The 21,828-nt window shown below is 67.8% G+C and carries 21 protein-coding genes; 5 read left to right on the top strand and 16 right to left on the bottom strand.

From position 1 onward, the window contains the following. Positions 1-29: 29 nt before the first annotated feature. On the bottom strand, positions 30-269 hold the full coding sequence (locus tag Q1V87_RS00635) for a hypothetical protein (RefSeq protein WP_300590412.1): 240 nt from the start codon (positions 267-269) through the stop codon (positions 30-32). 151 nt (positions 270-420) lie between these two features. On the opposite strand from Q1V87_RS00635, the gene Q1V87_RS00630 reads away from it, so the two are divergent. The 4 genes from Q1V87_RS00630 to Q1V87_RS00615 all read left to right on the top strand — a co-directional run bounded on the left by Q1V87_RS00630 (position 421) and on the right by Q1V87_RS00615 (position 3,157). Continuing rightward, positions 421-864, top strand: coding sequence for a MarR family winged helix-turn-helix transcriptional regulator (locus Q1V87_RS00630; protein WP_228176955.1), 444 nt, complete (start codon positions 421-423; stop codon positions 862-864). Next, positions 861-1,247, top strand: coding sequence for a hypothetical protein (locus tag Q1V87_RS00625; protein WP_300590411.1), 387 nt, complete (start codon positions 861-863; stop codon positions 1,245-1,247). Before Q1V87_RS00630 ends, Q1V87_RS00625 begins: the two co-directional genes overlap by 4 nt. A gap of 74 nt (positions 1,248-1,321) precedes the next feature. Beyond that, positions 1,322-1,702 (top strand): hypothetical protein, encoded by a 381-nt coding sequence (locus Q1V87_RS00620; protein ID WP_292729937.1) that lies wholly within the window; start codon positions 1,322-1,324, stop codon positions 1,700-1,702. Positions 1,703-1,768: 66 nt separating this feature from the next. Beyond that, positions 1,769-3,157 (top strand): HNH endonuclease signature motif containing protein, encoded by a 1,389-nt coding sequence (locus Q1V87_RS00615; RefSeq protein ID WP_300590410.1) that lies wholly within the window; start codon positions 1,769-1,771, stop codon positions 3,155-3,157. 46 nt (positions 3,158-3,203) lie between these two features. Here the strand turns inward: Q1V87_RS00615 and Q1V87_RS00610 are convergent, their stop codons facing one another. After that, the gene (locus tag Q1V87_RS00610; RefSeq protein ID WP_300590409.1) at positions 3,204-4,184 is read right to left on the bottom strand and encodes a Gfo/Idh/MocA family oxidoreductase; all 981 of its coding nucleotides are present in this window, start codon (positions 4,182-4,184) and stop codon (positions 3,204-3,206) included. A 47-nt stretch (positions 4,185-4,231) separates the two neighbouring features. Here Q1V87_RS00610 and Q1V87_RS00605 point away from each other — a divergent pair, with 47 nt between their 5' ends. After that, positions 4,232-5,560, top strand: a complete 1,329-nt coding sequence (locus Q1V87_RS00605; protein WP_300590408.1) for a M20/M25/M40 family metallo-hydrolase — start codon at positions 4,232-4,234, stop codon at positions 5,558-5,560. A gap of 10 nt (positions 5,561-5,570) precedes the next feature. Here Q1V87_RS00605 and Q1V87_RS00600 read toward each other — a convergent pair whose 3' ends face one another. From Q1V87_RS00600 to Q1V87_RS00535, 14 genes are all read right to left on the bottom strand, one after another. Further along, positions 5,571-6,887: an O-acetylhomoserine aminocarboxypropyltransferase/cysteine synthase family protein gene (locus Q1V87_RS00600; RefSeq protein WP_292736030.1), complete on the bottom strand. Its 1,317-nt coding sequence runs from the start codon at positions 6,885-6,887 to the stop codon at positions 5,571-5,573. 77 nt (positions 6,888-6,964) lie between these two features. Then, the gene (gene hrpA, locus Q1V87_RS00595; protein WP_300590407.1) at positions 6,965-10,828 is read right to left on the bottom strand and encodes an ATP-dependent RNA helicase HrpA; all 3,864 of its coding nucleotides are present in this window, start codon (positions 10,826-10,828) and stop codon (positions 6,965-6,967) included. A gap of 61 nt (positions 10,829-10,889) precedes the next feature. Continuing rightward, a complete protein-coding gene (locus Q1V87_RS00590) occupies positions 10,890-12,539 on the bottom strand; it encodes a hypothetical protein (RefSeq protein WP_300590406.1) in 1,650 nt (549 codons plus the stop codon). A 25-nt stretch (positions 12,540-12,564) separates the two neighbouring features. Beyond that, on the bottom strand, positions 12,565-14,187 hold the full coding sequence (locus tag Q1V87_RS00585) for a hypothetical protein (protein WP_300590405.1): 1,623 nt from the start codon (positions 14,185-14,187) through the stop codon (positions 12,565-12,567). 100 nt (positions 14,188-14,287) lie between these two features. Further along, the gene (locus Q1V87_RS00580) at positions 14,288-14,650 is read right to left on the bottom strand and encodes an FHA domain-containing protein (protein WP_300590404.1); all 363 of its coding nucleotides are present in this window, start codon (positions 14,648-14,650) and stop codon (positions 14,288-14,290) included. A gap of 747 nt (positions 14,651-15,397) precedes the next feature. Further along, positions 15,398-16,054, bottom strand: a complete 657-nt coding sequence (locus Q1V87_RS00575; protein WP_300590403.1) for a 4Fe-4S single cluster domain-containing protein — start codon at positions 16,052-16,054, stop codon at positions 15,398-15,400. Further along, on the bottom strand, positions 16,044-17,690 hold the full coding sequence (locus tag Q1V87_RS00570; RefSeq protein ID WP_300590402.1) for an AAA family ATPase: 1,647 nt from the start codon (positions 17,688-17,690) through the stop codon (positions 16,044-16,046). Before Q1V87_RS00570 ends, Q1V87_RS00575 begins: the two co-directional genes overlap by 11 nt. Then, positions 17,683-18,468 (bottom strand): hypothetical protein, encoded by a 786-nt coding sequence (locus Q1V87_RS00565; protein ID WP_300590401.1) that lies wholly within the window; start codon positions 18,466-18,468, stop codon positions 17,683-17,685. The genes Q1V87_RS00570 and Q1V87_RS00565 overlap by 8 nt, the downstream gene beginning before the upstream one ends. Next, positions 18,465-18,962: a hypothetical protein gene (locus Q1V87_RS00560; protein ID WP_292725634.1), complete on the bottom strand. Its 498-nt coding sequence runs from the start codon at positions 18,960-18,962 to the stop codon at positions 18,465-18,467. Before Q1V87_RS00560 ends, Q1V87_RS00565 begins: the two co-directional genes overlap by 4 nt. Next, positions 18,959-19,174 (bottom strand): DUF2997 domain-containing protein, encoded by a 216-nt coding sequence (locus Q1V87_RS00555; RefSeq protein ID WP_292733803.1) that lies wholly within the window; start codon positions 19,172-19,174, stop codon positions 18,959-18,961. The genes Q1V87_RS00560 and Q1V87_RS00555 overlap by 4 nt, the downstream gene beginning before the upstream one ends. Before the next feature lie 10 nt (positions 19,175-19,184). Further along, a complete protein-coding gene (locus Q1V87_RS00550) occupies positions 19,185-19,955 on the bottom strand; it encodes a hypothetical protein (RefSeq protein WP_300590400.1) in 771 nt (256 codons plus the stop codon). Next, the gene (locus tag Q1V87_RS00545) at positions 19,955-20,668 is read right to left on the bottom strand and encodes a hypothetical protein (RefSeq protein ID WP_300590399.1); all 714 of its coding nucleotides are present in this window, start codon (positions 20,666-20,668) and stop codon (positions 19,955-19,957) included. The genes Q1V87_RS00550 and Q1V87_RS00545 overlap by 1 nt, the downstream gene beginning before the upstream one ends. Before the next feature lie 5 nt (positions 20,669-20,673). Beyond that, positions 20,674-21,411, bottom strand: coding sequence for a hypothetical protein (locus Q1V87_RS00540; protein ID WP_300590398.1), 738 nt, complete (start codon positions 21,409-21,411; stop codon positions 20,674-20,676). A gap of 105 nt (positions 21,412-21,516) precedes the next feature. Further along, positions 21,517-21,828 (bottom strand): WXG100 family type VII secretion target (locus Q1V87_RS00535; protein WP_300590397.1); only part of this gene is annotated, 312 nt, incomplete at its 5' end.

The following is a 21,828-nucleotide window of genomic DNA, read 5'->3' as shown; positions in this document are numbered from 1 at the left end:
CCTGAGTCGTCGTCACCGGCTCGTGAGCGCTACCGGTGGTGCCGGTGGCCGGAGCCTGCCGAGACCGGGTGTGGGCCGGTCGAGGTCGGGACGGGCAGCGAGAAGAAAGAGTGAATCTCTTCGAGCACACCGGTGAGGCGCTCTACGGCTGACTGGAGACTGTCGATCGCGTGGAGGGTGGGGTCGTCGGGGTAGCTCTGCTGGGCCTCGTGAAGCTCCGCGAGGGCCCGGCTGAGGTCCTTTCGGATTTCGTACAGCGAGGTGTCCATTTCCCGATGATGACATGACCTACGCGAGATCGCGTAGGGACCTTTTTCCCGGTCATTGCCGCTGACTTCTTTATCCACGACGGTCTGTCCGGTGAGTTCGGGAGGGCGCGGGCTACGATGAAGGATCTGGCGTCCCGCAAAAGGAGATCCCGTGGCAGCTCAGCAACGACGGTTCAGCCCGGTCATCGCGCTGCTGACGATGTCGAGCATCTGGGAGGCGCAGCTCGGGGCGGTTCTGAAGGATCTGGGACTGACCACGCGCAAGTATGCCCTGCTCGGCCACATCTACGGGATGCCGGGCATCTCATTCAGCGAGCTCGCGCGGCGATCGCAGATCACCGTGCAGACCGCACACACCGCTGTGCGCACCCTCGTCGACGAAGGATTCGTGCACGATTCGACAGCTCACGCCGGTTCGGCGTCCGAGCTGCGCGTCACAGAGAAGGGCGACTGGGCCCTGACCGAAGCCGAAAAGCGGCTGCGTGCTCTCGACCGTGAACTGTCGAAGGGTGCGCCAGAGTTGTCGCAGGCCCTGCGTGGCCTGCACGAGGAACCCGTCGAGGTTCACCCGGCTGCGGGCCGCCGCACGGCATGAGGGTGCTTCGCTGGCTCCTCGCCGCCCTCCTGGTAGCGGCGGGGGTCTCACATCTGACGTGGGGGAGACGAGGCTACCGCATCGTGGTGCCGGACTGGGCGACACGGATGCTGCATACCGACAAGGATGCGGTCGTCGTCGGCTCCGGCGCCGTCGAGATCATGCTCGGCGCGGGCCTGGTTGCGCTGCCGCGCGAGCGCACGCGACTCGGCGCAGCCGTCGCAGCGTTCTTCATCGCGGTGTTCCCGGGCAACGTGCACCAGTGGCAGACGGGTCGGTCTGCGCCGCTGCTCGACACGGATACCCGCCGCTTTGTGCGGCTCTTGCTGCAGCCGCTGCTGGTGGTCTGGGCGCTCGCCGTCGCCCTGTCTCCCCAGCGGTAACGACCCGCGCCGGCCTCGGCGGAGCGTCCGTCGACGACGTTGACTTTGCCGGTTCGGGAGGTTTGGCTGGGCGCATGCGAACAGTACTGAGGTGGATGCTGGCCGGGGCGATGGTGCTCGCGGGGGTGACGCATCTCACGGTGGCCCGCAAGGAGTTTCAGGCGCAGGTGCCTCCCTGGGCTGCCGAGCTCTCACCGCTCGACGAGGATGCGATTGTGGTGGCATCCGGAGTTGTCGAGATCATGCTCGGCACGGCGCTTGTCGCGCTGCCCAAGGAGCGGCGCCGCGTCGGCGCGATCCTGGCGGCATTCTTCATCGCGATCTTCCCCGGCAACATCTCGCAGTACGTCGAGAAGCGCGATGGCTTCGGCCTCGATACCGATAGGAAGCGCCTCGTTCGACTGTTCTTCCAGCCCGTGCTCGTCGCGTGGGCCTGGTGGTCGACGCGCCGCTGACGGCATCCGGCCTGGCACCGGGCACCGCAGAGAAGCGATGTCGGAACCCCCTCGTAGTGTCGGGGTATGGATGATTTCGGCATCACCGACCCGGGCGGGAAAGCCCGTGGGACGGATGCCGCGTCCTGGACCTCACCGCGCACCGCAGACCCCGACGAGGACTTCGTCTACGACGGTGAGTACTGCGAGCACGACGAGGTAGTCGGATGGGTGCCGGCGCAGCCCGACGCTGTGGAACTCGTGCTTGAGGTCGCGACGATGGAGGCAGTGTTCGCGGCGCAGCGGCTCGCTCGCATCGACCAGCTCCGGCTCGAGGCGCTCGATGACGTCACGCGCTACGGCGGAGGAGCGCGGGAGTTGATCGAGCGCTCGGTGCGGCTTGAGCTCGCCGCAGCCCTCCGGATCACCGAGAACCAGGCCGGGATGCTGATGTACCGTGCTGAGGCGCTCGTGCACCGGTATCCGACGGTGTGGAATTCGCTCGCCCACGCGGGCATGACCGAGCGGCACGCGACGATCATCGTGGATGAACTTGCGCCCCTCGAACCTGAGGTTGCAGCGCGGCTTGTCGAGAAGGTGCGAGACCTCGCAGAAACCCTCGCGATCGGTCCGTTCCGCCGGGCACTTCGACGCCTCATCGATAAGGAACTGGCGCCCACGCTGTCGGCGCGTCACGAGCACGCCGTCCGGCGTCGGCGGATCTTCGTCGAGCCGGAGGCCGACGGGATGTCGTGGCTGCACGCGCTGCTGCCGTCGGTCGAAGCTCACGCGATTCACGGACGAATGACGGCGAAGGGCAAGGCATTGCTCGCGGCGCAGGTCGGTGGCGAAGGCGGCTCTCAGCCCGATGACCGCACGCTCGACGAGATCCGTGCCGACATCCTGTGCGATCTCCTGCTCGACGGCATTGTCCCGGCTCACCCGAAGGACGTGCGGGGCATCCGCCCCACGGTTGTCGTGACGGTACCCGCGCTCGCCCTCCTCGGTGCGGATGGCGACGGTCCTCATGAGCCCGCGATCGTGGAAGGCGTTGGTCCCATCCCGATCGAGAGAGCACGAGAGCTTGCGGGAACCGCGACGTCATGGATCCGGGTACTGACACATCCGGAAACGGGGGTCGTCCTGTCGGTCGGTAGAACCCGGTACCGACCACCGCCAGACATGGTGGCGCTGACGAAGTGGCGCGCTGAGAGATGCATGGCGCCGGGGTGTGGGGTTCCCGCCTCCCGATGTCAGATCGACCACTCCCTCGCGTGGGAAGACGGCGGTGAGACCTCAGTTGTGAATACCGCCCCGCTCTGTCAGGGGCACCATACGATCAAGCACCATGGCGGGTGGCGCGTCATCCAGACCGGAGACGGGTCGCTGCTGTGGATCTCGCCGAGCGGTCGCCAGTACACAGTTGCACCGGAGCGCCGACTTCCCGTCTTCCGGGTGGACTCGGTTGCCGCCTGAGCAGACCCTCCTGAGCGGACCCGCCTGAGTCGAGACCTGAGCGGGCTTACTCGCCGGGGTAGCGCACGCCCAGCTGAGCGCGCAGTTCGTCGAGGACGTGCATGATGGCAACCGATTCGTCCAGCGGAAGCAGGTCGCTGTCGGTCTTACCCTCGGCGAGCAGCCGTTCCGCGGCGAGCGCCTGGTACTGCATCCCCCGGCCCTGCACATCGCTCCGATACTCCTCGAGAACCTCTCCGTCGGGTGCAACGACGCGGAACGACGTGGGCGTGTACCAGACGCGGTCGATGTCGATCCGCGCGTCAGTGCCCAGCACATGAGCGGTATTGGGTCCGACAGCGCGCGAGGTCGAGATCGAGGTTGAGACCGCGCCGCCGGCGTGAGTGAAGATCGTCGCTACCTCGGCATCCGCGCCCGTGTCACCGAGGCGGCCGCGAGCGGTCACCGTCTCCGGCTTCCCGAGCACATCGCAGGCGAACGAGACCGGATAGATTCCGAGGTCAAGAAGCGACCCGCCGCCGAGTTCCAGCGCGTTCAGGCGGTGGCTCGGGTCGGATGAGATCCGCTGGGTGTGGTCGGCGAAAACGGTGCGGATCTCGCCCAGCGTTCCTGCGGCGATGATCTCGCGAATCCTCACCATGTGCGGGAGGTACCGCGTCCACATCGCCTCCATCGCGAGCAGCCCCTGGGCGCGTGCGACCTCGCGCACACGCTCGGCCTCGGGGCCGGTCAACGTGAACGGCTTCTCGATCAGTACGTGCTTGCCCGCTTCGAGCGCGAGCACAGCATTGTCGGCGTGCATCGGATGCGGCGTTGCGATGTAGACGATGTCGACGTCGGGATCGGCGACGAGCTCCTCGTACGATCCGTGCGCGTGCGGAATCGCGAACTGGTCAGCGAACGCCCGCGAGGCATCCGGGCGCCGAGACCCCACCGCCGACACCGTCAGCCCGGCCGTCCGCAGGTCGCTCGTAAAGGCGTGTGCGATACCGCCGGTCGCCAGGATTCCCCATCGCAGTCCAGTCATGGGTCGAGCGTAGTCCGCCCGCGCAGTGCCGCGAGTAGCCTCGAATCATGAGCACTCCATTGGATCGCTTCCGAGAACTCCTATCCATCCCTACCGTGTCGTACGCCGACGAGTCGCGGATGGATGCGTCGGTGTTCGACGAGTTCCACAGCGCCCTGGAGCGCCTGTACCCGAAGACCCATGAGCGCCTCGAGCGCGACGTGATCGCCCGCCACTCACTGCTGTACCGGTGGCCGGGCGCCTCATCCGAAGATCCGCTCGTGCTCATGGCCCACATGGATGTCGTGCCCGTGGTCGAGGCGGAGTGGCAGCATCCGCCGTTCGGCGCCGAGATCGTGGGTGAGGGCGAGGATGCCGAACTCCACGCCCGCGGCGCGATCGACGACAAAGGATCGCTTGTCGCGATCTTCGAAGCCGTCGAGACCCTCGTCGCCGAAGGCTTCACGCCGGCACGCGACATCTACCTGTCGTTCGGTCACAACGAAGAGACGGCGGGAGACGGGGCGCGGGGAATCGTCGCGCACCTGGAGGAGCGCGGCATCCATCCGGGACTCGTGCTCGATGAGGGCGGCGCCGTCGTCGAGGGCATCATCCCCGGCGTCGACGTGCCCACCGCGATGGTCGGTGTCGCAGAACGCGGCGTGATGACGCTCGTTATGACCGTCCGCGAACAGGGCGGCCACGCATCCACGCCGCCCGCGATGCCCGCCACCGCCCGGCTGGCGCGAGCTATCGACCGGCTGCGGCGCAAGCCGTTCCCGACGCGGCTCGCACCTCCCGTGCGCGCGATGCTCGCAACCCTCTCGCCCCACGCTCCCGAGCCGCTGCGGACCCTCTTCCGGCGCGGTGAGATCACCGGTCCGCTGCTCGCCGGCGCGTTCACGCTCGGCGGACCCGAGACCAACGCGATGGTGCGCACCACCGCGGTCGTCACCGAACTCAGCGGCGCACCCGGCGAAAACGTCCTGGCAACGACGGCGAAGGCCTCGGTCAACATCCGCCTGCTCACCGGCGACACCATCGACAGCGCGACGGCGCACGTTCGTCGGGCGGTGGCTGACGAGAAGGTCGAGCTCGAGATCCGTCACGCATCCAACCCGTCACCGGTCTCGCCTTGGCGAGGAGAGCCGTGGCGGCGGATCGCCGGCGCGGTCGTCTCGACACTCGGCGGCGACATCGTCCCGACGCCCTACGTGCAGCTGGGAGCCAGCGACAGCCGCTGGTTCACGGCGATCAGCGACCACGTCTACCGGTTCACGCCGTTCCACCTGACCCGCTCCGAGCGTGATGCGTTGCACTCGCACAACGAGCGGATCCGCGTCGAGGTGTGGCTCCGCGGAATCGGCTTCTACCGCGCGCTCATCGAAGCGTCGTAGCCCCGTTCAGCTAGGCCAGCGCTTGCGCCAGGTCTGCGATGAGATCTGCCTCGTCCTCGAGCCCGATCGAGAGGCGGATCGTCCGCGGCGAGATGCCGGCCTCGCGCAGCTGGTCAGCGGTGAGGTGAAGATGGGTCATGGATGCCGGGTGGTTCACCATGCTGCGGGCATCCCCGATATTCGCCACGAGCCGGATGACGCGCAGAGCGTCGATGACCTGCTCGACGCGGCGGTCATCGGCATCCACGTCGCCGGTGCTGGCGAGATCGAACGAGAACACCGATGACGCTCCGCGCGGCAAGTAGTGCTGTGCCGTCGCGTGCCACGGGCTCGACGCGAGGCCCGGATGCCACACCTTCTCGACGGCAGGATGCTGCTCGAGGAACCGGGCGACAGCGAGCGCGCTCGCGGAATGACGCTGCATCCGCAGGTCGAGAGTCTCGAGCCCTTGCAGGAGCTGGAACGAGGACCACGCGGGCAGGGTAGTTCCGAAATCGTGCACGAACCGGGTCTTGATGTAGACGACAAGGGCAAGGCCCTGCTCGCCGAAACGGTCCCACAGCACGAGGTCGCCGAACCGGGGATACGGCGTCGTGAACTGGGGCCACCGCTCGGGATCGGCACCGAAATCGAACGATCCGATATCGACCACCACGCCACCGAGGGCAACGCCGTGCCCGCCGATGTACTTCGTGGCGGAATGGATGACGATGTCGGCTCCGTGCTCACCGGGACGCACGAGGTACGGAGAGGCGACAGTGTTGTCGACGACGAGCGGCACGCCCGCGGCGTGGGCGACATCGGCGATGGCACGGATGTCGAGCACGGTCGCCAGGGGATTGGTGATCGTCTCGGCGAAGAACGCCCGCGTGCTCGGGCGCACCGCATCGCGCCACGCGTCAGTGTCGTCCTGATCGACGTAGGTGACCTCGATCCCGAGGCTCCCGAGCGAGTCCGAGAGCAGATCGACCGTGCCGCCATAGAGCTGGCGGGCAGCTACCACGTGGTCGCCGGCTGAGGCCAGCGCGAGGATCGCCGCGGCCGCAGCCGCCTGGCCGGACGACACCGCGACTGCTGCTCGCCCACCCTCAAGGGCAGCGATGCGCTGCTCGAACACCGCCTGGGTGGGGTTCGCGTTGCGGCTGTAGACGTTCCCGAGACTGCGAAGCGCAAAGACGTCGCGCGCCTGCGCCAGGGAGGGGAACTCGTACCCGTTGGACTGGTAGATCGGCACGACCGCCGTGTTCTGCGCGGTACCCGGCACATAGCCGGCCTGAACCTGGGCGGTCGCGAAGGACGCGGTGGGGTCAGGCGCAGGAGTGCTCACATTCTCATGGTGGCACGCGTAGCCGCTGGCCCCTTCGCTGTGTGTCGCTGTATGACGGACCGGCGGGCTGCCAGCGATCAGGAGCCGGAGAGGGCCTTCGTCAACCGCTGCAGCGACACCGGCTCGGCAGTTCCGAGGCTCTGCGCGAACAGGCTTACGCGGTACTCCTCGAGCAGCCAGCGTCCGTGCACGAGGTTCGGTGACGCGTCTGCGGCCAGGGGAATCGTGCCGCCGGAGTCCCGATAGATCGCCGCGGCACGCTCGTACTCGGTCAGGCGCTGGCGATCACGACCGGGGTTGTCGGCGAGCGCGGCGGTGCGGGTGAGCAGGGCCGCGAGATACCTCGGATAGTGTGCGAGGCGCTCCAGTCCTACCGCCGAGACGAACCCGGGATAGACAAGTCCCGACAGCTGTCCGCGAACGTCGGTGAGCGCTGCCAGCAGCGTCATGGCGTTGAGGTTTCGCAGGCCCCGCTCGACGTCGCGCGCCGCGGTCAGGATGCGGGCAGTCAGCGAAACTGCCGAGAACAGCGCGTCAGTCACGTCGGCCGAGAACGCATCCCGCGCTGCCTCGAACTGGGCGCGGGTGCGGATCGGGTCGGGAAAGCGCGCGAGGACCGCGTCTGCCACGGCGACCCGGCAGTCCTCGACAAGGGAGCGCGCCGACGAGTACGGGGATGCCGCGAGCGCGAGCTTCTCTGCGGCGGTGAGGTGGTCGAGCACGTACGCGGCGGGGGAGGGGACCGCCAGCAGCAGCAGGCGACGAAGACCCGCATGGGTGGCTCGCGCGGCGGCCTCCGGAGTGGCGTCGATCCGCAGCGCGACGCTCTCTCCCTCGTCGACGAGGGCCGGATAGCCGCGCACCACGCCGCCGGCAACGCGCGTGTCGACGACGGACGGAAGCTCGGAGATCGTCCAGTCGGTGAGCCCCGAGACTTCCGTGAATACCGCGGTGTCGGCATCCGGCTTCGATACACGCTGGGCGGGTGCGGGCGGGCGTTTCGGGGCGGAGAGTGAGGATGCCACGGCGCCACGAGCGGCCCCGGCGAGCTCCTGCTGCAACCGCGTGAGGTCGCGTCCAGAGCCCAACGTGCGTCCTCGGTGGTCGACGACCCGGAACGAGATCCCGAGGTGGGCGGGGACGCGCTCGAGGTCGAAATCGTCTGCCGTGACGGGCTGGTGGGCCACGCGCTGGATCCGCGCCGCGAGGGCTGCCCGCAGGGTCGTCGGCGGGAGTCCGCCGTGATCCTCTGGGCCTTCGCCGGCAAGATCTGCCGAGAACCGCGCAGCCCAGTCGGCAGCCGGCACGACGTGCCGGCGAATGGTCTTTGGCAGCGCCCGGATGAGCGCGGCGATCAGGTCATCCCGTAGTCCCGGCACCTGCCAGTCGAATCCGGTGTCCCGCAGCCCCGCGAGGAGGGCCACCGGCACCACGGCATTGACACCGTCGTCGGGGGCACCCGGTTCGAAGCGGTAACTGAGCGAGAGTACCTGGTCGCACTGCGTCCACCGGGAGGGGTACTCGTCGCTGCGCGCTGTCGCAGCGCCTTCGGCGAGGTCGGATTCGCCCATGTCGAGCAGGCGCGGCGTGCGGTTCGAGGTCTCACGCCACCACGACTCGAACGAGCGGACATCGAAGACATCGCGCGGGATCCGTGCGTTGTAGAACGCGAACACCGCCTCGTCACCGGCCAGGATGTCGCGACGACGCTCGCGCTCCTCGAGCTTTTCCAGACGTCGTCTCAGATCCGCGTTGCGTCGGTCAAAAGCGGTGAGGCGTTTGTCGAGGTTCGCGGCATCCCACTCGCCCTGGACGAGCGCGTGGCGGATGAAGAGTTCGCGGGCGAGCGGCCTGTCGAACCGGGCAAGTTGCACGCGCCGCTTGGGGATGATCTCCACCCCGAACAGGGTGACCTTCTCGTACGCGGATGCCGCGCCAGCCGAGCGTGACCAGTGCGGCTCGCCCAGCTGGCGGTGGGCGAGGTCGCCGGCGAGTTCCTCGGCCCAGGCGGGGTCGATCGCTGCGACGGTGCGGGCGAAAAGGCGCGAGGTCTCGACGAGTTCGGCGGCCATGACGGCATCCGGGCTCTTCTTGCGAAGCCCCGAGCCCGGGAAGATCGCGAAGCGCGCACCCCGGGCTCCGCGGTACTCGGCGGTCGGCCGGCGAGGCTTCCCAGAAGCTCCGCCTTTGGCCGCGGCCGTCGTCGTTCGGTCATCGCGGATGCCGATCTGCGAGAGCAGCCCTGACAGGATCGCGCGATGGACGGCATCCGGATCGGCGTCGACCCTCGTCTTCGCGCGCCGTGCGCCCAGGAGATCGGCGAGTTGCCGGTGCACATCGACCCACTCGCGCACGCGCACGTAGTTCAGGAACTCGGCCCGGCACATCCGTCGAAACGCGCTCGAGCCGAGCTCTGCCTGCTTCTCTTGGAGGTAGTTCCACAGACCCAGGAGCGAGAGGAAGTCGCTCGTCGGGTCGGTGAACCGCGCATGGAGACGGTCGGCCTGCTCGCGCTGCTCCTCGGGACGCTCGCGAACATCCTGAATGGACAGTCCGGCCACGATCGCCAGGACGCTCGGCAGCACATCCCGCTCTCGCGCTTCGATGAGCATTCGCGCCAACCGCGGATCGATGGGGAGCCGGGCAAGCTCCCGGCCGATCTTCGTGAGCCTGCCACCCGAGACTGCGCGGAGTTCGAGCAGCAGATCCATCGCCGCCTTGACCCCGCGAGAGTCCGGAGGAGTGAGGAACGGGAAGGCCGTGACATCCCCCATCCCGAGTGCCATCATCTGCAGCACGACGGCGGCGAGATTGGTGCGCAGCACCTCGGGTTCGGTGAATTCAGGGCGAGAGGTGAAGTCGTCCTCGGCGTAGAGCCGAATGGTGATACCCGGCGCCGTGCGCCCCGCGCGGCCCGAGCGCTGCTGCGCCGAGGCCTGCGAGATCGCCTCGATCGGCAGGCGCTGGATCTTGGATCGCACCGAGTACCGCGAGATGCGCGCCGTGCCGGTGTCGATCACGTACCGGATGCCGGGAACGGTCAGGCTCGTTTCGGCGACATTCGTGGCAAGGATGACGCGGCGGCGCACTCCAGCGCGGGTCGACGGCTCGAACACCCGGTGCTGTTCGGCAGCGCTCAGGCGTCCATAGAGGGGAAGGACCTCGGTCGGCGCGGCATCCTGCGCATACATGCCGCGAACGGCATCCATCGCGTCCCGGATCTCGGACTCGCCCGGAAGAAACACCAACACATCGCCGCGCTCCTCGCGGTCGAGTTCTCGCAGCGCCGCCACCAGACCGTCGATGTCGTCGTCGGCGTTCTCGTCGTGGGGGCGATAACGGATCTCGACCGGATAGGTGCGACCCGACACCTCCACGATCGGGGCAGCCGCCTCGGGATCCTCCGGCCGCGGTGAGAAGTGCCGCGCGAAGCTCTCGGGATCGATCGTCGCTGAGGTCACGATGACCTTCAGGTCGGGGCGCTTCGGCAGAATGCGGCGGAGGTACCCGAGCAAGAAGTCGATGTTCAGCGACCGCTCGTGCGCCTCGTCGATGATGATCGTGTCGTAGCGTCGCAGCAGGCGGTCACGGTGGATCTCGTTGAGCAGGATGCCGTCGGTCATCAGCGTGACCCGCGTGTCTTCGCTCACGGCATCCGTGAACCGCACTCGATAGCCGACCGCGCCGCCGAGGGGCACCTGGAGTTCGCTGGCTATGCGCTCGGCGATTGAGCGCGCCGCGATCCGCCGCGGCTGCGTGTGAGCGATACGACCGCGACCGAGCTCCAAGCAGATCTTTGGAAGCTGGGTCGTCTTGCCCGAGCCTGTCGCCCCCGCCACGATCACGACCTGGTGGTCTTCGATGGCGCGCGCGATCTCATCCCGGGCGGCGCTGACGGGCAGCTCCGGCGGGTAGAGGATGACGGGTTCTGGCGCGGGCATAGCCTTCGATCGTAACCGCTACGGGCGGCGGTTACGCCGGCGGCGGCTCGGCGCGAGAAGCCTAGATCGCGCCGCGGGACCGCAGGACGGCAAGGACGTGGGGATCGCCGGTGCTGGCAAGCCAGGTCACGAGCTCTGGGTAGAGAGCGGGGTTGGCGGCCAGCGACGGCCAGAGTGACGGGTCCGACGTGTACTGGTAGAGCTCTTCTGCAGGTGTCAGCGGGTCAGCGGCGCGCGCAGCGTAATCCGCGGAGCTGGCGGGAGCGGCTGCATCTGTCGCTGGCGGAGCAGGAGCAGTCGGCGCAGCGACACGGTATTGGTCGGCGTCGTACTGGTACGCCGTCGGTGCGGCAGGCGGGGCAAACGTACCGAAATACTCTCGAACCTCTCGCGGCGCCACCAGGGCGTAGGTGACCACCGCGGGCAGTCCCAGCAGAGCGAGATAAAGCACCGGCTCGAGGGCGAGGCCACTGTAGCGGGGGGAGGTCGCGCTCAGAATGAGCGCGACGATCTCTCCGACAGCAGCTCCCGCCATGAGAGACAGAACGATCGTGCGCGACGTCTGAGGTGCGCCGACAAGCTGAATCCGCGCGACAAGCGCGACGCCTGCGGCAAGCACCTGAGAGAGAAGGATGCCCACCGAGAAGCCGATCGCGCTCGACGGATCGGTCACGAGCGCGATCACCGCGAACACAGCCAGAATCGTCGAGACGGTGGTGAGCGTGACGAGCGCCCGCCTCGCCGTGAGGAACCAGGTGTTCAGGGGCGGGAGCGCGGACATCGACGCGAGCAGTGCGGGGCTCGTCAGCAACGCAGCGTAGACGCCGAACCACACGAGGATGTACCCGCCGCCGTGCAGTGAGCTGAAAGTACCGCCGAGCTCGAAGCCAGTCAGCGCCGAAATCATGATCCCGGCGACAACCGCGATTCCGACCGACCCCGCGATTCGAGGTGCAGTCGGGGAGCGTCGAAGGACGAGGACTGCGGGAAGCGCGAGCGCGACATCCTGGAGCATGAGGACGACGATCGCGGCAGCGGCGTCCCAGCCCGAAATCGCCTGCCACGGCATCGCGAGCAGGAGCAGGATGAACCCTACGAGCATCGTGAGTGCCATGACAGCCAGGACGGCGAATGTGCCTACGACGCCGCCGCGCGCGAGGCGCCCGCCGCTGAGCGGATCGCGGATCTCGTGCAGCCGCGGTGTCGCAGCGAAGAGTGCCCCGGCCAAGCCGACTGTGACAGCCGCGCCGAGTCCGGAACCGACGCCGAGGTATTCGGCAACCTCTCCGGCGCCAACGGCGTCAAGAACCATATAGACGACCACGAGGATGGCGTACGGCGCGTTCAGTGCAGCACGGAGGGCGGCGGTTCGGCCCGGGGTGAGCCCTGTCCCGAGTGCACCGGCTCGCGCGAGGACGGTGACGGCGACCGACAGGACCGAAAGGATCGTGATCAGCAGCACATCGACCCTCGTCGCCGCTGTCGAGGTGAACGAGTCACCCAGGAGCCCGTCGGTTGAGAACGAGAGAGACCAGGGCAGCGCGAGGGAGACGAGCAAGAGGGCGACGGCTGCTGCATCGCGCACCCAGTCCGAGACTGGGATCGACGAAAGAGGCGATGGTCCTCGTGTGACCGGTGCGGCGGGATAGGGGACGTACTGCCCCTGATACGCGGCGGCAGAGGAGGGCTGCTCGGGTGCAGGGTAGGTCATCTGGTGTGCGTCTTTCCAGGATGCGTCAGCGGAAGAGTTCGTCGAGAGCGCCGGACTCGTAGTACGGAATGAAGCTATCGACCGCGATGGAGGCTGCGTCGGCGATCGTCGCGATGGGGCTGACGAGCCACCCACCGCCCTCGCGCACGGCGATGAGATCGACATCGCCCGCGCCGAGTCTGTCGGTCCATGCGGGGTCATCGAGGCAGAAGCTCCCCGTGCGCTGGTCGGTCCAGTATGTGTATTCGTCCCACCAGGACGAATAGCTGGAATCGACGTATTCATCGCTCCAGTTCGCACAGATGTCCCCGATGTCATACCGATCGTGGAGTTCGTATCCGTTGGACCACTCGGTGAAGTCGACGAGGAGCTCTTCGATGCTCAATCGGGCGCGGTCACCGCTCGTCGTCGCCGAGAAATCAGCTGTCTCGACGCTCGGGGAGTATTCGTTGACGACGTAATCAAGGTTGACGACGTCGCCGTACAGGGACAGAACGCGCCGCTCAGCCAGGGGCAACGTCGCCGCGACCCGTTCGATGCGTCCGGATTCCAGCGCGGCGGTAAGCTCCTCGGCCGCAACCTCAGGAGTCTCGAACACCTCGGCCTCGATGATCGCGTCCCCCAGATCGCGGGAATCGACGTAGCCCTGTTCCTCGGACTGCCGCCACTGCAGATCATAGAAGCTGAGCAGTGGGCTGATGTACCAGCCGTTGCCCTCATCGACGGCGACGAGTGAGATCGGCCCCGCTCCGTACCAATCCGCAGCGTCGCGCGCATCCCAGCTCTGATCCAGGTCGACGTTCGATGACCAGCCATCGACCATGGCGTCGATCGCTTCGTCAATCTCGGCGTCCGAGTAGCCGTAGATCGCGGACTGTTGCGCTCGAAGCAGAGGCTCGTAGAGGGCTGTCACCGATCGCGCGAGCTCCCTCTCATCACCGGACAGGCGCATCTCACCGTCCGTCCACGAGACGCGCACGACCCCGTCCGCGAGTTGCTCAGTCTCGTATGCCATCGCTGTGGAGCTCAGCTCCGCAGACGCACGCACATCAGCCAGCAACTGTGCCATGTCAGCTCCGCCATCCTCGCCGGGGGCCGCGGAGGCCAGACGCTGGAGTGGTTCGACAAACCCGCCGAACTCGCTTGGCGCGAGGGATGTGGCGACCGAGAGCGGGTCGACGTTTTCAACGCCCGAGAGCAGGCGGGCAACGGCTCCTTCAGGGCTCGACGCACCCCGGGTCAGTCCCGAGATCGCCCACCAAGCACCACCGATTCCGACGAGCATGATTGCAGCGATCCCGATGGATCCTCCGATAAGGATGCCGCGGCGGCGGAAGAAGGGTCCGCGAGACCGCGCCGGTTGCGTGCCGGACGCAGACCCGAACGGTGTTGCGGGGCGCGACAAAAGGGGAGGCTCGATGGCTCGCGCGAACGGGTCGCTGGACGCCGTCGTGGAGAAGACGTCGCCAGCTGCCGTGGCAGGCCCGGCTGGGGGCGTCGCATAGGCGGCGATCCACTCCCGCAGTGCGTCATAGCAGTTTGGGTGTTGGAGTACCCAGGGCGCCAGCTCTGGGTGAGTAGCGACGATCTCTGCAAGCCGCTCGGGCGTCGTGGCAGGGTCCTGGATCTCGCGATATACGTCGGTCACCGGGGCTCCGATCCTCGTAGGGATGTGTCAGGGTGATCATTCCAGCCAGGTCTCGGGGTACGCGATGGGGACTTCTCCCCGTCATCCAGGGCGCACGGCTTCACGGCCTGTCGACCCGAACAGGCAGCTCCCCGAACGACACGGTCTGGCCGGACAGCACGCGGCATCGCTCACGTGGCGCGATGGTGATCGCGGTGCCGTCGCCGGAAATGATGTCGGTGCCGTTCGTGGAGTCGAGGTCGGTGACCCAGATCGCATCCGCTTCGACCTCGATGAGTGCGTGTGTCTTGGACAGCATCTTCTGCGGGTCTGGGAGCGCGAGCGTGGCCGCATCGGCGTGCAGAGCCGGGGGCGTGGGGCGTCGTCCGATGACCGTTGCGCCGGTGACGGCGAATGTCGTGCCATCGGGAAGCGTCAGCGTCCAGGACGGAGCGCGAGCGGCCCGCGAGCGTGGTGTGAGCACCGTTGCTTCGGCTTCGGCTTCGGCTTCGGCTTCGGCTTCGGCTTCGGCGGAGTCACGAGAAGTGGGAGGAGGAGGCGAGGGCGCCCACGCCGCTGGTCGCGGCGTCGGTATCGCAGCTGGCGGCGGAGCGAACGCCGGAGCTACCTGATGCTGTGGGAGTGGCGCGGCCGGCGCCGGTGGCGGCGGTGGCGCCGGTATCGCTGCGAAGGCCTGCGCGACATTCGGTTGGGGAGGGGGAGGCGGCGGAGGAGGCGGCGGCGGGAACGGGGGCAGTCGCTGTGCAGGCGCAGCGGTCGCAGGAGGCCCCGGCAGGGGTGGCGGGGGCGGGGGTAGAGGATGGGTACTGCTGGGTGGTCCGGCGATCTGACGCAGGGATGGATCGGTGGCACGCACGACGTCAGCGAATGCCGCCGCGAATGCGCCTACTCCCGAGCTGACCTCGGGGTCGGACATGTCGCCGGACACCTCCACCAGCGCCGACCACCGTGCGCCGGCAACTCGGCACCGGACGCCGATTTCACCGATTGTGTGCCCGTTGAGCGACACGGCGAACCGCGTGTGGTTTGGCGTGGACGGGCTCGGAAGGAGCGCCCAGCGCCGGCTTGTGACGCGACTGGCGCTGATGTGCGCGGCTCCCGATATTCGATCGGGCGTACTGGCCGTGTCGAACGCGACGAGTACCGCAGGTGGAGCGCCGGTCATCTTGTCCCCCCGGGTGATGAAGAGCGGTGCAGCGGCACTCCGCTCTTAGGACAGGACATTAGCGGTCCTGCCGGTCGGCGTGCCAATCCGGCCGTTCAGCCGCAGGCCGTGAAGTAGATCCTCAATGTCGCGGGTCTCAGCCCACCCGTTGATCTCGACCTGGCCGTTGGGCTGGACGCGAACCTCGAGTAGATCGGGAGACTCGTGCCAGCGGTTCACCAGAGCGTCGTAGCGAGACGACAACGCGTGGAATCCTTGGTTACGCGAACCCACCCACGGTCGTTCTCGGTCGATCTGGTTCCGGTCGAAGGGGCCGTCCACGAGGAGGTCTGTCGCTGCAAGCAGCCGCGCCACAGCCGCGTCGGTCTGGGCGCGGGACTGCAACTGGGCCACGGTATAGCCGCTGAAGGTCATGACGCTCTGGCCGCGGGCGCGAACCTGCTCGGCGAAGACGCCCAGGGCGCCTGGCTGCTCGAACGGCTCTCCACCGAGCAGCGTCACGCCCTCGACATCCACGGGTACCGCGTCGAGCAGATCGTGCACGGTCTGCTCGGTTCCCCCGCGGGCACCCCAGAACTGGGGATTGAAGCATCCTGGGCACCGGATCGAGCAACCCTGCACCCAGATCGCAAAGCGCTCGCCGGGGCCCTCCACGATCGTGCGCGGCACGATGCGCGCCACCCGCACGACGTCAGAAGTCAACGAGTCGACCCCCACGGGCTTCTCCGGATGTGGCGTCTGCCTCGGCATCCGAACTCGACGGTGCGTAGCCTGCCCTGTCTTCGGACGCTGTCGCGGCAACGGCGCGAACGCTCGCCCACGAACGGATGCCCGCGATCTGGGGTGCCATCGTGATGCTGAGGGGAACCATGGTCGCCACCGCACGGAGAAGATCGGGCGCGATGAGGGGTCGCTGCTCGCCGTAGGCGTCGAAGAGCGCAGCGACGACGGCCTGTTCGATCTCGGCTCCCGAATATCCCTCACTCGCATCGGCGAGGGAAGCGAGGGTGGGCTCGTCGAGGGTGATGGCCCCCGCTACGGCGGGCCGGCTCAGGGCTTTTGCGAGGTGCACCTGCCAGATCTGGCGGCGCTCTGGGTCGGTGGGAAGATCGACGAAGAAGATCTCGTCGAAGCGACCCTTGCGCAAGAACTCCGGTGGGAGTGCATCGATGTTGTTGGCTGTCGCGATGACGAAGACGGGCGCGGTTTTGTCCTGCATCCAACTGAGGAATGAGCCGAACACGCGGCTCGAGGTGCCGGAGTCATTGCCGCCTCCCGCGCCGGAGAACCCCTTCTCGATCTCATCGATCCAGAGCACGCAGGGCGCGATCGCCTCTGCCGCGCGCAGGGCGGTGCGCATGTTCTGCTCGCTGGAACCAACCAAACCCGAGAAGACGCGTCCCACGTCCAGCCGCAGCAGGGGAAGCTGCCAGGCGGCAGCGATGGCTTTCGCGGTCAGTGACTTGCCACAGCCAGGCACACCGGTGATGAGCACCCCTCGCGGGGCCGGCAGGCCCCATACCGAAGCCTCGGCCAGCCATGAGTTGTTCCGCTTCGTGAGCCAGCGCTTCAGATTCTGCAGGCCGCCGACATCGTCCAAGTCGAGGTCCGCCGAAACGTATTCGAGAACCCCGGACTTGCGGATGGTCTGGCGCTTCTCATCGGTGACGATCCGCACGTCGTCGGCGCTGAGGCTCCCGTCCTGCACGATGGCGCGGGCGAACGCGTTCTCGGCCTCTTGGAGCGTCAGTCCGCGGGCCGCACTCACGAGGCGCTCGCGACCCTGCTCGTCGAGGTCAACACGGATGCGGCCGCTCTGGGTGTTCGCTGCGATCATCGCCTCGAGCGTGTCGCGGATCTCCTCGGAAGTGGGCAGCGCGAAATCGACGATCGTCACGTCCTTGCTCAGGTCGGTGGGGATGCACAGCTCCGGGGCGACGATGACCAGCGTCCGGGCGAGGGAACCGGTCTGGAACAGCGCAGCAGTCTCGCGCAGGCGCCGCACCACGGCCGGGTCTGCGGGACGCTGACCGGCGCCGAGCGAGGCGTGCAGGTCGCAGAAGACGAACACTGCGGGGTCATCGTGGCCGGCCACATGATCGAGGGCGCGACCCGGATCAGTGGATGCGGCGACCGCGGAGCCGTCCGGCCCGACCAGGCCCGAGGTCGCCGACCACACCCACACCGGTCGCGGCGTGCGGATGCGTTCCGGGTCTGCGGCCACCGCGCGGATCTCCGCGAGCACCCGACCCTCTTCGAAGGACTCGATGTACAGCAGCGGGAAGCGGGCCTTCAGCAGCAGGGCGAGCTCGTCGCGGAATGCGCGGTGTTCAGACATCCAGGATCCTTCCCCCGGCAGCGGGCGGCTGTCGGGTCGCGCTGGGCTTCGACGCGAAGGTGAGCGAACCGCGCATCGCGGCCGCCTCGTGCGGCTGCAGGGCGAGGAGCGCGATCAGCTCATCGAGCGTGCGCACGGGGTGCGCGGCGCGATGCGCGACGACGTACTCCGCGCGGGGTTGCCCCATGAAGGGCAGTGCGGCGAGCTGGTCGACCGTGGCGGTCTGTGGATCGAGCTGCGCGTCCACCGCCGGTGCCGGCCCCGAGTGCGGCTCCGTGGCGGCGGCTGCCGGCCCGATTGCGGGGGCGGGCGTGGGCGCCAGGTAGTCGGCGGTGCTGACGCCGAAGACGTCCGCACCGACATCCACCGCGCGGGGACCAGGCGGTTGCGTCGACATAGGTGGCGAGGGACGAGATGTCCTCGGGGCGGGGCGGAACCAGGGGAGCCCGTTCTGCCTGCGTCTCCAGGCCTCGTTCAGCCATGAGGGGCTGACAATGAGCGCGTGGATGATGCCGACGATCCACAGGGCGGGGTAGCCCCACGTGACGGCCTCGCTCCATGGCAGGAAGGGGATCGCGGCAGCGGCCAGCGCATAGATGCCTGAGGTGATGATCCAAGACGTGCGTACGGTGAGGGCGCCGATCACGGCGAACCCGAGCCAGGTGAGCCGCCCGAATCCGGCGAGGATCGGCAGCAGCCAGAGGCTCATGAGCAGCAGCCATCCGATCGAGGGGGCGGCGCTGATGCGGGTCGCCGCGGGCCGCCAGCCGGCGCTCATGATCCCCCTACTGAGGTGGTCACCTGCAGAACGAGGCGCACGCTGGCGTCCGCCTCGACCGTGTCCGAGATCACGTGGAACCCGGCGGCATCCGCGTTCTGCCGGATGCGTTCGGCAACGGCCTGCTGCACGCGCGCGAGATAGGCGCGGTCCAGGGCGAGCATGAGGGCATTCGCTTCGTCGACATCGACCGTACGGGCCGCGTCGATGTGCGCGGCCCAGATGCCGTCCGCCCCGCGCGTCATGTCCAGTCGCAGGTCACTGACGATCGCCGACAGGTGCTCGTCGTCGGCGACGGCGACAGTGCCGTGGATGTCGACCACGGCCTGGCTCAGCAGGCCCAGATCGCGCATGCGCGTGGCGACGATCAGAGAGCGGTCGCTCTGCGCGGCAGAGCCCGAGGCGAGGGTGCCGATCGCGCCGGCAGCGCCGGCCGCGGTCGAGCCTGCGACAGCGGCGATCACCGCGGGGACGAGCAGCAGTGAGACGCTCACGCGCTCACCTCGTCGGTCGTCGCGGTGTGAACGGAGGCGCTGCTCGAGGCGGCGTGGTAATCCTCGGTGAAGCGCGACGCGACCGTGCCGGCGTCGATGAGGTCCTCGAGTCGGGCGATGTAGTCGAGGCACGCGGCGCCGGTCACCCCGTGCGTCTCGGCCTCGATCGTCCCGTCGACGCGGACGGTCACAACGATGCGTGCGGCATCCATGCTCTTCCCCCTACTCCCCGGCACCGGCGGCAGCGGAGCCGACCGCGACGGTCCAGGATGCCGTGGTGCTCTCCGATCGTATGCGCAGGACCACGCTCTCACCCGGTGACCACGCCACCGTGAGTGTGGATGTATCGACCGCGGTGAGTACCTCGGGCTCCGTGGTCGGGGTGATGACCTCGACGGCCAGTAGTCCGGTCCCGGTCTGCGTGAGCGTCGCGGTCGTCGCGGAGCCGCTGTAGCGCAGGTCAACGTTGCCGGAGCCTGCTGTTTCTCCGTCGTCGAGGTCGGTGACCGGGAGCGGGGTGAGCGTGACCGTCCAGGGACCCTCAGCGCCGGAGGAGAGCTCGGATGTCACCCACAGCCGGCTGCCAGGCGTGCTCGCCACGGGAACGCCGTCCTTGTCGATGGTCAGCACCGCGACCAGCGGCGGGTAGCCGTCGGCCGTCGTCGCCCCCGGTCCGCTGAGGCCCACCGTCGCATACGGACCGCCCGCCGTCAGCGTGATGACGAGGGGAGCGTCGCCGAGGGATGCCGGAACCTCGATATACGCGGAGTCCTCGGCGCTCCAAGTCGTTCCCCCGTCCGTCGTGGTGGCCGCAAGCGGGTTGTCCGACTCCCACGCGTAGACCGAGTCGCCGCCGGGGGCGAGCGCGACCGAGAAAGCGGTGAGGCCGATGATGGCGCCGATGGCAAGGACGCCGACCGCCCAGAGGGCCATGCTGTAGCCACGGATGCGCGCTGCCGCGGGGCCGGCAGTGGCAGCGGCAAATATGGTCATCAGGGGGTCCCCTCATCGACGGAGAGACTCCAGACGGCTCCGGGTTCGGCGATGATATGGAAGACGACCTCCGGTGACGAGGACCAGGTCAGCTGCTGGTCGATTACGCCGAGTGAGATGACTGGCGCTTCACGCTCGGCGGCGGTGAGTACTTCGACCGTGATCGTGCCATCGCCCTCGTGGCGGAACCCGGCCGTGTTCGATGGTCCGTCGTAGCGCAGGTAGCGGGTTCCCGTGCCCGAGACGGCGCTGTCGACCGTCTCGGCCTGCAGCGGCTCGATGACGAGGGTCCACGGGCCGTCGGTGCGCACCCACAGCACGGTACCGGGAGATGCGAACGTCGCGGTGTCGGTGTTCACAGCATCCAGGATGCCGAGACTCTGCGGGAGCTCGTCGCGTGCCGCCTCTGCGGAGGGGCTCTGCCCGAGAAAGAGGAGCTCACCCTGCCCGGAGGTGCGGCGCACCTCGATGGCGCTGCCGGTGGTGAGCTCGTCGGGGAGGACGATCATCGCGTTCCCCGTCGCGGACCAGGTCGATCCGGTCTGCGTGGCGATGGCCGGAGAATCCTGCTCCCAGGGGAAGTCCGTGAGCCATCGCGGGGGGCCAGAGAGCGCGGAGACGACGGTGGCCGTTGCGATGACACCGATGACCACGGCGCCGATGATCCAGAGGAGGGCGGAGTACGTGCGGACACGGGGAGGGACTGCTGTCACGAGACCTACTTGGAGACCCCTGGTGTGTCGAAGTCGATCGTCCATGGAGTCGAGGAGTGCTCGGTGCGTACCCACATGACGATGCGAGGGTTCGGATCCCACGAGAACCGGGTCTGCACGGAGTCGCTGTCGTTCACGACCCACTCGTAGCCCTCGTCGCTGAAGACCTCGATATTGAAGGTCCCGTCGCCGTCCGAGGTCGCCGTCGCGCTCGCGGCGGGTCCCTCATACATGAGGAACTGCGAACCGCTGCCGCTGTACGAACCGTCGACGCGTATCGGATCAAGCTGGTCGAAGGTCAATGTCCAGTTCCCCTGGCCCGCGGTCCACAGCAGCGAGTCGGGAGCCATCATCAGCACGGTGGTTCGTCGGTAGGCGTCCACAAAGCCGGCGGCATGCGCCGCGCCGGGTTCTGCCGCGGGCGATGGTCCGGTGACGTAGAAGCGCAGATAGTCGACCTCTTCGTCCGCAGTGACGATGAGGGGACTGCGGGAGACCAGACTCTCCGGCAGGGGGACGAGCATCGCGCCGCTCCCTGCGTACATTGACGCGTCGGTTTCTGCTGCCACACGCGGTTCCGTCTGCATCCATGCATAGGTGTTCACGCGCATAGCGTCGCCGAGCATGTACGTGAAGGTGGTCGATGTGACGATGGCGGTGATGGCGAGGATGCCGATCGCCCACAGCACGCGCGAGAATCGTACGATCCGCTGGTGCGTCGGGACGGAATCGGCGATTGTCATTGTGTCGTGAACCTACTGCGGGTTGTTGCCCGAGTGGACGGTCTGACGGCGGGGTGGGGTGCGAAGTGCCCCCACCCCGCCGTCAGACGTCGTCGGGCGGTGCTGTCAGCTGTTGATCGCGTTGGCCAGTGAAGAGTCCGTCTCCTCCAGCGTCTGCGCAGCGACTTCGAGGTACTGCGCGAGTCCGTCGAGAGCGTCAACCGCCTGCTTGGTGCCGGTGGTGAAGCTGTCGTAGGTGTCGCGGAACGCCGGGCTCGACAGATCGGTCGAGTACCCGCTGCTCACGAGGTTGTCCACGAGAGCCTTCAGCTCGCCGAGGGTGTTGTGAATGTCATCCTTGCCCTGGCGCAGGCGCCCCGCGGCCTGACGCATTTCGTCATATGTGACATTGAGGTTGGCCACTGCTGTCTCCGATTC

It is taken from the genome of Microbacterium sp. (genome assembly GCF_030149085.1).
Taxonomy (GTDB): domain Bacteria; phylum Actinomycetota; class Actinomycetes; order Actinomycetales; family Microbacteriaceae; genus Microbacterium.
This window is presented reverse-complemented; position numbering and strand designations above follow the sequence as displayed.

What these genes read in the sequence shown, in the direction of transcription:
- Q1V87_RS00565 (WP_300590401.1), bottom strand. Translation starts at nt 18,468, where the DNA reads ATGAGCGCCGGCTGGCGGCCCGCGGCGACCCGCATCAGCGCCGCCCCC.
- Q1V87_RS00555 (WP_292733803.1), bottom strand. Translation starts at nt 19,174, where the DNA reads ATGGATGCCGCACGCATCGTTGTGACCGTCCGCGTCGACGGGACGATC.
- Q1V87_RS00590 (WP_300590406.1), bottom strand. Translation starts at nt 12,539, where the DNA reads ATGACCTACCCTGCACCCGAGCAGCCCTCCTCTGCCGCCGCGTATCAG.
- Q1V87_RS00540 (WP_300590398.1), bottom strand. Translation starts at nt 21,411, where the DNA reads ATGACAATCGCCGATTCCGTCCCGACGCACCAGCGGATCGTACGATTC.
- Q1V87_RS00610 (WP_300590409.1), bottom strand. Translation starts at nt 4,184, where the DNA reads ATGACTGGACTGCGATGGGGAATCCTGGCGACCGGCGGTATCGCACAC.
- hrpA (WP_300590407.1), bottom strand. Translation starts at nt 10,828, where the DNA reads ATGCCCGCGCCAGAACCCGTCATCCTCTACCCGCCGGAGCTGCCCGTC.
- Q1V87_RS00605 (WP_300590408.1), top strand. Translation starts at nt 4,232, where the DNA reads ATGAGCACTCCATTGGATCGCTTCCGAGAACTCCTATCCATCCCTACC.
- Q1V87_RS00635 (WP_300590412.1), bottom strand. Translation starts at nt 269, where the DNA reads ATGGACACCTCGCTGTACGAAATCCGAAAGGACCTCAGCCGGGCCCTC.
- Q1V87_RS00620 (WP_292729937.1), top strand. Translation starts at nt 1,322, where the DNA reads ATGCGAACAGTACTGAGGTGGATGCTGGCCGGGGCGATGGTGCTCGCG.
- Q1V87_RS00550 (WP_300590400.1), bottom strand. Translation starts at nt 19,955, where the DNA reads ATGACCATATTTGCCGCTGCCACTGCCGGCCCCGCGGCAGCGCGCATC.
- Q1V87_RS00615 (WP_300590410.1), top strand. Translation starts at nt 1,769, where the DNA reads ATGGATGATTTCGGCATCACCGACCCGGGCGGGAAAGCCCGTGGGACG.
- Q1V87_RS00570 (WP_300590402.1), bottom strand. Translation starts at nt 17,690, where the DNA reads ATGTCTGAACACCGCGCATTCCGCGACGAGCTCGCCCTGCTGCTGAAG.
- Q1V87_RS00625 (WP_300590411.1), top strand. Translation starts at nt 861, where the DNA reads ATGAGGGTGCTTCGCTGGCTCCTCGCCGCCCTCCTGGTAGCGGCGGGG.